Below are 12,679 nucleotides of genomic sequence, written 5' to 3'. Positions count from 1 at the left end.
TTGCTTGTCGTACGGGATGATGTTGACGTGCAGACCCCGGAACGCGCCCAGTCGACGCCCCTGAGCCCCGCCACCCGGATCCTGGCCGACGATGCCCGGCCCGGACCGGACCTCACCGTGATGCGCAAGCACTACACCCACGAGGGCCTGGTCGAGGAACAGCTCGCGCCCGAGCCGATCGCCCAGTTCACCCGCTGGTTCCACGAGGCGGACGACGCCGGGGTGGTCGAGCCCAACGCGATGGTGCTCTCCACCGCCGACGCCCAGGGGCGGCCCAGCTCGCGCACCGTCCTGCTCAAGGGCTACGACGCGCGCGGCTTCGTCTTCTTCACCAACTACGGCTCCCGCAAGGGCTCCGAGCTCGCCGCCAACCCGTACGCCGCGCTGCTGTTCCCGTGGATCGCGCTGGCCCGCCAGGTGATCGTCCAGGGGCGGGTGGAGAAGGTCGGCCGGGACGAGACCGCCGCCTACTTCCGCACCCGGCCGCACGGTTCGCAGCTCGGCGCCTGGGCCAGCGAGCAGTCCAGTCCGGTCGGCGGGCGCGACGTCCTCGAACAGCGCTACGCCGAACTGGAGCGCCGCTACCCGGAGGGCGAGGGCGTGCCCGTGCCGCCGTTCTGGGGCGGGTACCGGGTGATCCCGGAGAGCGTGGAGTTCTGGCAGGGGCGGGAGAACCGGCTGCACGACCGGCTGCGCTACTTCGCCGATCCGGCCGGAGCGGGCGGGTGGCGGGTGGAGCGGCTCTGCCCGTAGCGGGCGGGTCTGCGAGGCGTTCGAATACCGGCGCGTCCGTCGGTGTGGGTTCGCCGTCGGGCTCGTCGGGCTCGTCGGGTCCGCCATCGGGCTCGTCGGGCTGGCTGTCGTGCGGTGGCGGGGGAGTGTGGGGCGCTGTCGAATCGCGCCAACTGGCCTTCGCCGACCGGTGGTTCGGATGGGGCGCGAGCGCCGGGGGAGCGGGCTCCGGCCGCGCCGGGGGAGCGGGTCGGGCCGGGGCGGCGGCCGTACGTCGGCGGAGGGGCGCCGCCAGGGTGGGTTCGGCGGCGCGACGCCGGTCCCCTGTGCGCCGGTCAGGTGCCTTCACGCGACCGCCGAGTGGGTGAACTTTTGGCGAGACTTCGCTGCGTGAAGGGGGTAGTGGGCTGTTAGGGGCGCGCAAGAGCACGGCGCAGCCCACGTGCTGGCAGTACCCTGGTCGACTAGGCCGACCTATATACCCGGCCCTGCTTCTCTCTAACCCCCATCGTGGAAGAGAATCGAACATGACACCCGCACTGGACACCATGCCCCGCACTGAACTGACGGAGCCTCAGGGCGAAACCCGGCCTTCACTGGCCGACCTCGCCCAGCTCGGCGCCGAGGAGCTCTCCACCAGGATCCGACGAGCCCTGCCCGACACCGGTGCGGGTGCGGTGCCGGTCGCGGCCTTCAACTCCTCCATCTGATCGGCCGACTGACCATCGGCTCCGGCTGAATCCGATCGACCATGACGCCAACTCCGCTGCCTTTCACCCAGTTCGTCGTGAAAGTGCACAGCCGGTGTGATCTCGCCTGCGATCACTGCTACGTGTACGAGCACGCCGACACCAGTTGGCGTCGACGCCCCAAGGTCATCGGTGACGAAGTCCTGAACAGGATCGCCGAGCGGATCGGCGACCACGCGGCCGCACACCGGCTGCCCGCCGTCCGGGTCGTCCTGCACGGGGGAGAGCCCCTGCTCGCCGGCCCGGACCGGTTACGCCACGCGGCCAAGGCGCTCCGGGCGGCCCTGCCGCCCGGCTGCGCACTCGACCTGCGCATCCACACCAACGGCGTCCAACTCGACGACGCCTACTGCGAACTCTTCGCCGAAGTCGGCATGAGGGTCGGCGTCTCGCTCGACGGCGACCGCGCCGCCAACGACCGCCACCGCCGCTTCGCCGACGGCCGCAGCAGCCACCCGCACGTCCTGCGGGCGGTCGAGCGGCTGCGCCGGCCCGCCTACCGGCACCTCTACGCCGGGCTGCTCTGCACCGTCGACATCGAGAACGACCCGGACGCCGTCTACCGCGCCCTGGCCGAACTCGACCCCCCCGCCGTCGACTTCCTGCTGCCGCACGCCACCTGGGAGGACCGGCCGAAACCGGCCGTCGACGGTGCGCGAACGCCGTACGCGGACTGGCTGTTGGCCGTGTACCGGAGATGGGACGCCGACGGCCGCCCGTTCGCCGTCCGCACCTTCGAATCCGTCCACCGGACGTTGCACGGGCTCTCCAGCCTCACCGAATCGCTCGGCCTGGAACCGTCCGACCTCGTCGTCCTGGAGACGGACGGCAGCTTCGAACAGGCCGACAGCCTCAAGACCGCCTACGACGGCGCGCCGGAGACGGGGTACGACGTCTTCACGCACAGCCTCGACCAGGTCGCGCTGCACCCCGGCATGACCGCCCGCCAGTCGGGGCTGGCCGGGCTGAGCGCCGCCTGCCGGGCCTGCCCGGTCGTCCGCAGCTGCGGCGGCGGCCTGTACGCCCACCGGTACCGGGCCGACACGGGCTTCGACAATCCCTCCGTCTACTGCGGTGACCTCATGAAGCTCATCAACGAACTCGCCGGCGACGCCGCCGGTTCCGCCTCTGGTTCCGCTGCCGGTTCCGCCGCCGCTTCCGCTGTCGGGGCGGGTCCTTCTGTCCCCGCCCAGGCCGGGGAGCCGGTGGTGCCGGCCACCCTCACCGAGCGGCAGCTCGACCAGCTCGCCCGCGGGTACGGGGACCAGGACACCGTACGGGCCCTGTCCCGCGCCCAACTCGCCCTCACCCGGGCCATGCTGGCCGCCGCCTGGGACGCCTCCGGGCAGCCCGGATCGGCCGCGTGGGCGTTGCTGTCCGAACTCGACGCGAGCGCACCCGCCGCCGTCGACACCGTCCTCGCCCACCCGTACGCCCGCGCCTGGGCCGCCCGCCGGCTCGCCGGGGACCTCACCGTCGGGCTCGGCCCGCTGGCCGCCCTGGCCGCCGCCGCCGCCGTCCGTGCCGGGCGGGGGGACGCGGTCGCGGTGCCGGTGCGCGGCGGGTGGCTGCACCTGCCGACCCTCGGGCGGACCGCCGCCCCGGACGGGGAGGCGGTCGTCACCGGCCTGGCCGACGGGTTCAGCGTGCGGGCGTCCGACGGATCGGTGTCCGCCGCCCTGGACGAGCCGCTGCGGCGGGTCCGGCTGGCCGGAGGGTGGACGGTCACCCTGGAGGACGTCGACCCGCTGCGCGACAGCCACGACCACGCCGTGGCCGGCCGGCTCTCCGACGGCGAACTGCTCGACTGGACGGGCGCGTTGCGCGAAGCCTGGGAACTGCTCGGGCACGACCTGCCCGCGTACGCGGAAGGCCTCCGGGCCGGCCTCACCACCATCACCCCGCTACGGCCGGGCCCCGCCGGGCGGGACGTCAGCTCGGCCGCCCGGCAGGCCCACGGCGCGGTCGGCATCGCCCGGCCCGCGACCGCGCCGACGCTCGCACTGCTGCTCGCGCACGAGTTCCAGCACGTCAAACTCGGCGCCGTACTCGACCTGTTCGACCTCCACGACCCGGCCGACGACCAGCTGTACCTCGCGCCCTGGCGGCCCGACCCGCGCCCGCTCGAAGGCCTGCTCCAGGGCACCTACGCGCACCTCGCCGTCACCGAGTACTGGGGCACCCGTGCGTTCGCCTACGACGGGCTGCCGGGCGAGGCCGCCGACCGGGCGCGCACCCAGTTCGCGCTCTGGCGCCGGTACACCGCCGAAGCCGTCGACCGGCTGGCCGGATCCGGCGCCCTCACGGCGCTCGGCTTGCGCTTCGCCGACGGCATGCGTGAGAGCGTCGCTCCGTGGCTCGCCGTGCCGTTGCCCGCCGCCGCCGAACGGGCCGCCGAACGGGCCCGCCACGAGCGCGGCCACGCCCGCCCCGCCGAGGTCTGACCCAGAGGAGCGGCCATGCGCACCGTCACTGCTCTCACCGGAACCGCCCTCACCGATACCGCCCTCACCGCTGGGGGTTTGGCCGCCGGGTTCGCCCAACTCGGCGTCCGCCCGGGCATGGTGGTGCACGTCGAGGCCTCCCTGCGCGCCCTCGGCCCGGTGGACGGCGGCGCCGCCACCGTCGCCGACGCGCTGCTCCACGTCCTCGGCCCCGGCGGCACCCTGGTCGCCTACACCGCCACCCCCGAGAACTCCGCCACCTCGCGCATCCACCAGACCGCCACCGCCGGCCTCACCCCGGCCGAGACCGCCGCCTACCGGGCCCGGATGCCGCGGTTCGACCCGGCGAACACCCCCTGCTCGCCGACCATGGGCGCCCTCTCCGAGGAGATCCGCACCCGCCCCGGCGCCCTGCGCAGCCGCCACCCCCAGACCTCCTGGACGGCCCTCGGCCGGCACGCCCGCGAGATCACCGCCCACCACCCCCTCACCTCCCACCTCGGCCCCGAGTCCCCGCTCGGGCGCCTCTACGACCTCGACGCCAGGGTGCTGATGCTCGGCGTCCCGATGGCCCGGTTCACCGCCTTCCACCTCGCCGACCAGCGCATGCCCGACGTCCCCCTGCGTGAGTACCGCTGCGTCGGCCCCGACGGCTGGCTCACCTTCCGGGCCCCCGAGCTCGACGACCTCCACTTCGCCGACCTCGGCACCCAGGTCCTCGCCGCTGCCACCGGCATCACCACCATCCACCTCGGCACCACCGACTGCCGCCTCGTCCCCGTCCGCGAAGCCGTCGACCTCGCCGAACACCTCCTCCGCCCCTGACGGTCCTGTTCAGCGCCCTGGTGCGTAGGAAGTCGGCCCCACCGACTTCCTACGCGATCGAAGTGCGGTCGGCAGTGGGGGGAGGGGATGCCGGACCTGGGCCGGTTCGGCGTGACCGTCGGTGTAGACGGTGCACAGTCCGTCTGACTGGATGATCCTGGTAACACCGTCCCGGCCCGTTGACGACCGCTCCGCGCCGCTCTAGAACGGAGCACAGGCCCCGGACACGGCAGGACGTGTCGCGGCACGGACTGCCGGGGCACCCCCGAGAGATCCTGAGGAGCAATGCCATGGCTCCAGACGACAACGGCTGCCCGGTGCTGGACATGACCGCCCGGGCCCTGCACCAGCAGAACGCGGAGCTCCGCGCCGCCGGGCCCGCCGTGCGGGTCGAACTCCCCGGCGGCATCATCGCCTGGTCCGTGACCCGCAGCTCGGTGATCCGCGCTCTGACCGGCGATCCGCGGGTCTCCCGCGACCCGCGCAAGCACTGGCCCGGCCTGGCCGCGGTGCCCGAGGGGTGGCCGATGGGCCCGATCGCGTTCCAGCAGAACTTCTTCAACCGCTACGGCGACGAACACCGCTCGGCACGACGACGGATGGCGCCCTCGTTCTCGCCCCGCCGGGTGTCCGCGCTGCGGCCCGGGATCGAGGCGACGACCACCGCCCTGGTCGGCGCGTTCCGTGACCTCGCCCCCGGCGAGGCCGTGGACATCCGCCGGGCCCTCTCGCTCCCGCTCACCATGACGGTGATCTGCGACCTCTTCGGCGTACCCGCCGACATGCGGCCGCAGATCGGCCGGTCGATGGACACCCTGCTGACGACGACGGCGACGACCGAGCAGATGACGGTCGCGCGGGCGGAGATCAACGTGGTGCTGGTCGAACTGCTGGAGCTCAAACGGCGCGACCCCGGGCCCGACCTCGCCAGCGACGTGGCCGCCGTCGGCACCGGCGGCGACACGGGCCGCGCCGAGGAGGAGTCCCGCGACGAGCTCTTCCTGATGCTCGGCGCCGGGTACGAGACGGCGGTCAACCTCATCACCAGCGCCGTCCAGGCGCTCCTCACCCACCCCCGCTACCTGGCCCAGGTCCGCGAGGGCGCCCTCGCGTGGGAGGACGTCATCGAGGAGACCCTGCGCCACGAGAGCCCGGTGATGCACATCCCGCTTCGCTACCCGCTGGAGGACATCGACCTCGGCGAGGGCGTGGTCATCCGGCAGGGCGAGCCGATCCTGCTCGGATTCGGCGCGGCCGGCCGGGACCCGGAGGTCCACCCGGACCGGCCGGACGACTTCGACCCGACCCGCCCCGACACGGAGCACCTGTCCTTCGGCTACGGCCCGCACTTCTGCCTCGGCGCACCCCTGGCCCGGCTGGAGGCCGAAGTGGCCCTGGACGGCCTCTTCGGCGCCTACCCCGGCAGTGTCCTGGACCCGGCCAGCCCGACGCCGGCCCGCCTGGAGTCCGTCATCATCAGCGGCCCGGCCGAGCTCTGGATCGTCCCGAGGCCCACCGCAGAGTGACGGCGGCACCTGGGGGAAGGGCGGCTCCCGCGAGTTCGCGGGAGCCGCCCTTCCGTCGAAGGCGGCGACGTTCCTGTCGAGCCTCCCTGTGCATAGGAAGTCGGTGGGCCCGACTTCCTATGCAGGGCCGGATGCTTCTACACAGTGGCCTCACAAGCTGTCATCGCGGCGGCCAGCACGCGTTTCCGAGTGATCCATTCCGTATTGCCGGCTTCGACTGAGCACCGTAGGGCCTCGATCATCTCTTCGTCGGCTGCAGCCGGTCTGGCCAGGTGCGCCCGCATGTAGTGCCTGAAGATTGCCGGCAACTGCTCGGGCCGGGTTGCGGCCTTGGCCTGCAGGGAGAAGAGGGGGAGGAACCAGGCTTCGAAGCTCTCCTTGATCGCCGGGGTGGCTCGGTATGCGTCGTGGAGCGGTTGAAGATCTGCCGTGTGGTTGTAGGGCAGGTGTCCGTGGAGGGCATAGCGGAGGCGGATGCCGTCGTGTTCGCGGAAGTGCAGGCCGTGGGCGGCGATGTGGTTGGCGGCATTCTGGGTGGTGGCCATGACGGCCACCTCCGCCCGGTGCCTTCGGGCTGCGGCGAGGACGGTGGCATGGATGCCGGCGCGCGGGTCGAGCACGAGGCGGTCGAGACCGACTGGCGACAGGTCGATGCCGTGGTCGCGGGTACGGGAGAGGATCAGGCGCCCTGGAACCTTGCCGACGGTGCCCTGAAGGTGTCTGGGCTGCTGTCGGTGACTGGCGTGGATGTCCGAGCGGTCGAGGATGGGGCGGTCCTTGGCGAGTTCGGCGACAAGGTGAAGGCTTGTGCGGTCCCGGGTGTCGGTGCTGCCGCAGGCGTTGCAGGGGCGGCCACCGGTACCGGTCATGTGGCCGCAGGCCCGGCAGGTGGGAACGGTCTCACGGCTGATGGTCAGGGTGCCGGCGCGGAGGTTGTTCTCGATCATCTCCAGGGCGAGGCTTGCGACCTCAGTGTCGGTGTCGGTCATGATGCCGCCTGCCGGAGACTGCCCCGGCGCGTACTTGCTCGCGATGAGGTCGGCCTCAAAGCGCTGACGGGGGATCTTCGGCCCCTCAGCCTCGCGGTGGCGGAGGTCTCCGGCGAGGGTGGCGGTGTTCCACAGGTGGGGTGCGGGCGGTGAGCCGAGGATGGCGTTGAGGGCGGCGGCGAGGCGGATGCCGACGGCCTTGCCGGGGCGGGTGCCGAAGATGAAGGTCCCGTTCTGGACAGGGCCGTTGAGGAACAGGTGTCGCACGGACTCCTCCTAGATCGGCGGGGTCGTGGTTCGCGTCCGGGTGAACCGGCCGTCTCGCAGTTCGTAGTGGAGGATCGCGGCGTTGGGCATCTTGCCCTTCCGCTCCTCGGCGAGGATCTCGGGCAGGGTGCAGGCTTCGAGTAGGGAGCGGAGTGCCACTGCGGCGGTCTGGTGGGTGAAGGCGACGATGGTGCTCGATTCCTGGAGTTCGGCCTGGGCGAGGGCGGCGAACTCGGTGGCCCGGTTGAGTACGCCTTCGGCGAGCGACTCGCCGCCACCCGGTGCGGTCCAGAGGTGCTTGCGCAGGCGGCGGTCCTCGGCGAGTTCGGGGTAGCTGTCGTTCAGCTCACGCTTGGTCATGTAGGTGGCGTCGCCGTAGTGCTGCTCGTCGAGGAGCGTGGTCTGCTGGGGCCAGCCGTCGGGGATGTCGGGCAGGGCGATCGCGGCGGTGTCGATCGTCCTGCGGTAGGTCGACGTGTAGACGCGTGGCGTGGGGCCGGCGAGCTTCGGCAGGATGCCGGCGAGCCACTGGGCCTGCCGGAAACCGTGCGGGGTGAGGCCGACGATCGTGCGGGAGATGGTGTGGGCGACGGCTCCGGTGCAGGGGCGCGGGTCCTGGTAGAAGCCGTGGTACTTGTCGGCGTTCTCGACGGACTCGGCGTGCCGGATGACGAGCAGGGCCACCGCGCGGCGCCTACGCGGCGAGGTTGGCGACGTAGGAGCCGCTGACGGTCCAGGGGGTGAGCTCGATGCCGAAGCTGCTGCGGTCGCCGTCCTGGGAGTGGACGAGTTTGCCGGACAGGTGCACGGTGTCTCCGGATCGGAACGCGCCGGTGTAGGCGCCGAGGTAGGAACGCATGTGGGTGATCCGGCGGGCGAAGGAGTCGGGCTCGTCGATGGTCGAGCTCAGGATGGTCCTGACCTTGATCCCATAGAGCGCCGGGGTGGTGAGGCCTTCGGCGTGGTCGGTGATTCTCGCGAGGAGGGAGATCTCTCCGATCTCCTTGGAGGAGATGCGGGAGAAGGGTCTGTCGCGGTCGGAGCGGATGGGTTCGCAGTTGATGTGCGCGCCGGAGCTGGAGGTGAGCCCCTGGAGCTTTCGGCGTTCCTGCTTGATGAGGGCCTCGAAGGAGCTGCCCTCCATGTACTTGGCCCGGCGGATGTACAGCCGGGTCAGGTCGTCTCCGTCGTAGGGCTTGATCAGAGCGGTCTGCTGGAACAGGTCCTGGGCGGCCTCGTAGCCCTCCGGCCCGTAGCAGACGAGGTCGATGTCCGAGCGTTCGTTGAAACAGCCGACGAGAAAGGACCCGGTGACACCCAGGAGATCCCGGGCGCCGTTCGTGGCGACCCACTCGGTGATCGCCAGGAGGTCCTTGCCTGCCGGATTGTCGGCGACCGATCCGGGTTCCTCATGGATGGCAGAGAGGGCCTGGCGGCACGAGTAGTGGACGGCGACGTCCTCGCGCGGAATGCCCGTGATGACGCAGCCGAGGGCGTCGGAGTAGACGTAGCACTCCGGTCGGTCGGCAAGGATGCCGAAGGATTTCGACACGACACTGTTCTGCCGGTAGGTCCGGCCGAACACCCGCCGGTCCCCCTTCTCGTCCGGGTGGTACTTGACGTAGCCCAGGTAGTGGCTGCCGGGGTGGCTGTCCCCGATGACCTTGAAGACGACGCCGTGGTGATCCATCAGGTAGTCACGGTCGCGGACGATGGGGACCGGCCTACCGGTGTTCAGCGGCGAACTGCTCCAGAGCGGGGAAGGCTCCGGTGTCAATCGTGGTGGACGACTCATACTGCTCAAGTCCCATCGAGAAGAGGGCGCGGCGGTACTGCCACTTGATGTGCTTGTCATGCCCTGCGGGGTGAGTGGGCCGCATGAGGGCGAGGAAGAAGAAGCACTTGACGAGCAGGAAGTCGCCCAGGTGATCGCTCACCCGCCGGCCGATCAGGGACGTGCTGGTCCGGTCGAGTGCGACGGTGTACGTGGCGCGCTGCTCCGAGGTGATGGTGTAGCCCTTGCCTCCACCTTTGAAGGCCACGATGTCGAGCGCCGGGTACACGTCGTAGCCGAACGGGATCGGTCCGTGGTGCTGCCAGTCGATGATCCCGGCCGTGAGGATGTTGGGCAGACCGTAGTCCAAGTGCCCGTGCACGATGGGGAGTCGGGACAGCCGGTCGAGGGCGTGCTCGACGGCCTGGTGGACCCGCGGCGTGTCGAAGTCCGGGTTCTCCTCGAAGACGGCCGCTGCGAAGGCCGCCTTCTCGAACCACGGGGTCGAGGGCAGAGGGTGCCTCGCCTGGGCCTGTAGGAGCTTCGAGGCGACGGCGGCCGCGGTGCTGATCACGTGGTCGCCGACCTGTCCGGCCCGCTGAGTGTCGGCCAGGGCGTCCTCGTGCAGTGAGCTGTTGCCGATGGTGCGTTCGATGGCGAAGTAACTTCCGCCTTCGAATCCGCTGTCGACAATCGCAGGTACGGGGTATCCAAGTCCGGCGGCCAGCTGCTGGAACTCGACTTCCGCCCGCAAGTCCTCTCCGCCGGTCCGCTTGTAGAGCGAGCCGTCAGCCGATCTCCAGACCGCACCCCGGGTGGCGGTCCGGTCCTTCACGAACTCCCAGGTGTTCATCGGCCCGTCCTTCTGCCGTACCGAGTCGCCGTAGCGCAGGCGTCCAGACTAGGAGGGTTCGAGCAGGCCGGACAACGATATTCCCGTCAGTGAATAAATATCACCCACGGTAAATCATCGACCATTCGCTGAGCCGCCCCCTGGCCTCGTCGCCGAAGAGGGCGGATTCTTCGAATATCGAGAAAATTTCACGATAGCGCTGGATGTCCCGGTGATCGCGAAATGCGAGACGGCCGGTGAACGACTCCACAGTGGCGAGGCGGTCGTCGTACACCGTGAACGTGTTCATTGGTCCGCGAGTAATAAGTGTCCCATATGGAATCACGCCGATTCGAACGGACGGCAGATGGGTGAGCGATGCAAGGCGGTCAATCTGGACGGCCATTGCCTGAGGAGGAAGCAGTGCCCAATTCACCGCCTGCTCCGTGAGCAGGAACGTGAATGACTTTGATTCGTCGTAGAGAGCCACCTGGCGTTCCAGCTTGCGGCCCACGATGATCGCCCTGTCGCCGGGGGAGTGGCTCAAGCTGGCCCGAATGTACTCGGGCGTGGCCAGGAGGCCTGTGATCATTGCCGGCAGGAAATATCGCAGCTCTGTCGCGTCCGACTCCAGCGACGCCAGCTCCGCCTGTCGCTTTTCGATGCCCCGGCGCCATGAGGTTCGCTTGTCCTGCCACTCGGTATTGGCCGTACGAGCCAGCGAGGATACTTCCCGGACGAGGGCGGCCGGAGCCCCAAGAGCCCTGAGGATGCGCTCCACATCGACGAGGGTCGGGGTCAGTTTTCCGGTCTCGATCTTACTGATCTTGCTCTGGGAGATGCCACAACGCACCGAAAGCCGGTCTCCTGTGAGACCGGCTTCCAGGCGGAGCCTTCTGAGCGTTTCGGCCAGATCGGACTTCGACCGGCCGAGCTGATCTGGATCGAGCGTCACCCGAGCTCTTTCAGATATTCGGAAAACGGCACGGAGTGAGCCAGGGCGATTCTTTTCCACTCGCGGTGGCGGCGCATGTCGCCGCTGACCAGCTCCCGGTTGATCTGGGTGCCGTCAGGTCGGAAGTTCAGGTGGACCGCCGAGGTGTCATCGAACAGCCACCAGTCCTGGTCGGGGATACCGAAGTTCCCTTCAGTGGCGTCCAGGATTCGAATGTCTTCCCCGGCGGCGATGTTGCCGGGGATGCCCCAGGCGAACTGGTACCGCTGGTAGTCCGTGAGGGGGCGGCGCACCACCCGGACGCGGCCGATCGTCCGCCCCGAGGAGACGAAGCCGTGCACCCTCCGGTGCCACGCCGCGTTGTGATCGACCGGCTTCGGCTCGCCGCGCAGAAAGCGGGCCAGGCTCTCTGCTTCCCTGGGCATGGTGTAGGCGGGCTGCGCCTCGAACCGGAACGCTTCGTGCTGGTAACTGTCGAAGTGAGCGCGCCACTGGTCACCATCCAAGAGCACGGATGGCCTCCTCCAGGACGTGTCGGGGAATCTCGACGGCGGACTCCCCGGTGGGCACCTTCAGGGCCGTGAAGTGGTCGCCCTGGACCACGAACGTCCCTCGGTCGGTGGCGTACACGTTCGGGCAGTCGTCATCGTCGCAGTTCGGGCCGTTGAACTTGCCGGTAAGACGCAGCAGTTGCGGGTACTCAGCCATGCTGACCCCTTCCAGGTCGAGTGCCTCCCAACCCATCAACGACGCTAAGGCCGGCTGCGGCGCCTGTCCAAGCCGTATCGGGCATATTCCTGATCTGGAATAAGAATCTTGCCGGGGGTCTCCCGCTCTGACGCTCCGGGGAGCTGTTGACCGGCGGCTCCTTGCGAGGGGCAACCGCTGGTCCGGCTGAAGTCCGTCATCATCAGAGGCCCGGCCGAGCCCTGGAGCTGATGTGCTCCAGAAAGCGCTTGGAGAAGATCGTCTCGGCACTGGTGTCGGCGAGAGAAGGTGACCCGCTTCATCGCGCCGATACGATCTTTCCACCCGTCCTGGCCGCGCTGGAGGAGCAGACGTGACACAGCAGACTGCCGAGGAACGCCCGGGAATCGCCGCCGCGATCGTGGCCCACGAAGGCCGCGTCCTGATGGTCCGGCGGCGGGTCAGCGAGGGCCAGCTCTCGTGGCAGTTCCCGGCTGGTGAGATCGAGTCCGGCGAGTCGCCCGAGCTGGCGGCTGTCCGAGAGACGGCGGAGGAGACCGGGCTCGGTGTGGCCGCGATCAAGCTCCTGGGTGAGCGCGTGCACCCGAAGACCGGCCGACTGATGTCGTACACGGCCTGTGAGGTCGTCAGCGGCACCGCCGAGGTGGTCGACACGGAGGAGCTGGACCAGCTCGCGTGGGTGGCTCTCGCCGAGATCCCCGAGTACGTGCCGTACGGGCTGTTCGAGCCGGTGCAGGAGTATCTCGATACCGCGCTCAGCGCCGATCGGTAGGCGGCGGGGCCCGCCGGGTCTCGGGGGGCGGCCCCTTTTCTTGTTTTGGGTCGGGGGGGGAGGGGGTGAAACCCCCCCACCTTTTGCCCAAAAAGAAAGCAGTTAG

At 69.9% G+C, this 12,679-nt stretch carries 13 protein-coding genes; 6 read left to right on the top strand and 7 right to left on the bottom strand.

Going from position 1 to position 12,679, the window contains the following annotated elements:
• Nucleotides 1–120: 120 nt before the first annotated feature.
• From pdxH to AC07BF_RS11075, 5 genes are all read left to right on the top strand, one after another.
• A complete protein-coding gene (gene pdxH / locus AC07BF_RS11095; protein WP_363585069.1) occupies nucleotides 121–753 on the top strand; it encodes a pyridoxamine 5'-phosphate oxidase in 633 nt (210 codons plus the stop codon).
• A gap of 506 nt (nucleotides 754–1,259) precedes the next feature.
• Nucleotides 1,260–1,442 (top strand): FxSxx-COOH cyclophane-containing RiPP peptide, encoded by a 183-nt coding sequence (gene fxsA, locus AC07BF_RS11090; RefSeq protein WP_350877535.1) that lies wholly within the window; start codon nucleotides 1,260–1,262, stop codon nucleotides 1,440–1,442.
• Between the two features lie 41 nt (nucleotides 1,443–1,483).
• Entirely contained in the window at nucleotides 1,484–3,925 is a 2,442-nt protein-coding gene (locus tag AC07BF_RS11085; protein ID WP_478333280.1) for an FxsB family cyclophane-forming radical SAM/SPASM peptide maturase, read from the top strand.
• Nucleotides 3,926–3,940: 15 nt separating this feature from the next.
• Complete coding sequence (locus AC07BF_RS11080; protein ID WP_363632238.1) at nucleotides 3,941–4,750, top strand: AAC(3) family N-acetyltransferase; 810 nt, start codon at nucleotides 3,941–3,943, stop codon at nucleotides 4,748–4,750.
• A gap of 290 nt (nucleotides 4,751–5,040) precedes the next feature.
• Entirely contained in the window at nucleotides 5,041–6,276 is a 1,236-nt protein-coding gene (locus tag AC07BF_RS11075) for a cytochrome P450 family protein (RefSeq protein ID WP_371517497.1), read from the top strand.
• A gap of 137 nt (nucleotides 6,277–6,413) precedes the next feature.
• Here AC07BF_RS11075 and AC07BF_RS11070 read toward each other — a convergent pair whose 3' ends face one another.
• The 7 genes from AC07BF_RS11070 to AC07BF_RS11040 all read right to left on the bottom strand — a co-directional run bounded on the left by AC07BF_RS11070 (nucleotide 6,414) and on the right by AC07BF_RS11040 (nucleotide 11,801).
• Nucleotides 6,414–7,532 carry a hypothetical protein gene (locus AC07BF_RS11070; protein WP_363584975.1) on the bottom strand — a complete coding sequence of 373 codons (1,119 nt, stop codon included), beginning with the start codon at nucleotides 7,530–7,532 and terminating at the stop codon, nucleotides 6,414–6,416.
• A gap of 9 nt (nucleotides 7,533–7,541) precedes the next feature.
• Nucleotides 7,542–8,216: a histidine phosphatase family protein gene (locus tag AC07BF_RS11065; protein ID WP_363632108.1), complete on the bottom strand. Its 675-nt coding sequence runs from the start codon at nucleotides 8,214–8,216 to the stop codon at nucleotides 7,542–7,544.
• A 10-nt stretch (nucleotides 8,217–8,226) separates the two neighbouring features.
• Nucleotides 8,227–9,222, bottom strand: coding sequence for a nucleotidyltransferase domain-containing protein (locus AC07BF_RS11060; RefSeq protein ID WP_363584978.1), 996 nt, complete (start codon nucleotides 9,220–9,222; stop codon nucleotides 8,227–8,229).
• A 34-nt stretch (nucleotides 9,223–9,256) separates the two neighbouring features.
• Nucleotides 9,257–10,159, bottom strand: coding sequence for a phosphotransferase (locus AC07BF_RS11055; RefSeq protein WP_371517495.1), 903 nt, complete (start codon nucleotides 10,157–10,159; stop codon nucleotides 9,257–9,259).
• Between the two features lie 100 nt (nucleotides 10,160–10,259).
• A complete protein-coding gene (locus tag AC07BF_RS11050; RefSeq protein ID WP_363632111.1) occupies nucleotides 10,260–11,093 on the bottom strand; it encodes a helix-turn-helix domain-containing protein in 834 nt (277 codons plus the stop codon).
• Nucleotides 11,090–11,605, bottom strand: a complete 516-nt coding sequence (locus tag AC07BF_RS11045) for a DUF6879 family protein (RefSeq protein ID WP_363632112.1) — start codon at nucleotides 11,603–11,605, stop codon at nucleotides 11,090–11,092. The genes AC07BF_RS11050 and AC07BF_RS11045 overlap by 4 nt, the downstream gene beginning before the upstream one ends.
• Entirely contained in the window at nucleotides 11,589–11,801 is a 213-nt protein-coding gene (locus AC07BF_RS11040) for a hypothetical protein (protein ID WP_363584986.1), read from the bottom strand. Before AC07BF_RS11040 ends, AC07BF_RS11045 begins: the two co-directional genes overlap by 17 nt.
• Before the next feature lie 352 nt (nucleotides 11,802–12,153).
• On the opposite strand from AC07BF_RS11040, the gene AC07BF_RS11035 reads away from it, so the two are divergent.
• The gene (locus AC07BF_RS11035; RefSeq protein WP_363632113.1) at nucleotides 12,154–12,573 is read left to right on the top strand and encodes an NUDIX hydrolase; all 420 of its coding nucleotides are present in this window, start codon (nucleotides 12,154–12,156) and stop codon (nucleotides 12,571–12,573) included.
• Nucleotides 12,574–12,679 lie beyond the last annotated feature (106 nt).

The sequence above is a fragment of the Kitasatospora sp. NPDC043950 genome (assembly GCF_056435345.1).
This window is presented reverse-complemented; position numbering and strand designations above follow the sequence as displayed.

What these genes read in the sequence shown, in the direction of transcription:
- AC07BF_RS11040 (WP_363584986.1), bottom strand. Translation starts at nt 11,801, where the DNA reads ATGGCTGAGTACCCGCAACTGCTGCGTCTTACCGGCAAGTTCAACGGC.
- pdxH (WP_363585069.1), top strand. Translation starts at nt 121, where the DNA reads ATGCGCAAGCACTACACCCACGAGGGCCTGGTCGAGGAACAGCTCGCG.
- AC07BF_RS11060 (WP_363584978.1), bottom strand. Translation starts at nt 9,222, where the DNA reads ATGGATCACCACGGCGTCGTCTTCAAGGTCATCGGGGACAGCCACCCC.
- AC07BF_RS11080 (WP_363632238.1), top strand. Translation starts at nt 3,941, where the DNA reads ATGCGCACCGTCACTGCTCTCACCGGAACCGCCCTCACCGATACCGCC.
- fxsA (WP_350877535.1), top strand. Translation starts at nt 1,260, where the DNA reads ATGACACCCGCACTGGACACCATGCCCCGCACTGAACTGACGGAGCCT.
- AC07BF_RS11055 (WP_371517495.1), bottom strand. Translation starts at nt 10,159, where the DNA reads ATGAACACCTGGGAGTTCGTGAAGGACCGGACCGCCACCCGGGGTGCG.
- AC07BF_RS11085 (WP_478333280.1), top strand. Translation starts at nt 1,484, where the DNA reads ATGACGCCAACTCCGCTGCCTTTCACCCAGTTCGTCGTGAAAGTGCAC.
- AC07BF_RS11075 (WP_371517497.1), top strand. Translation starts at nt 5,041, where the DNA reads ATGGCTCCAGACGACAACGGCTGCCCGGTGCTGGACATGACCGCCCGG.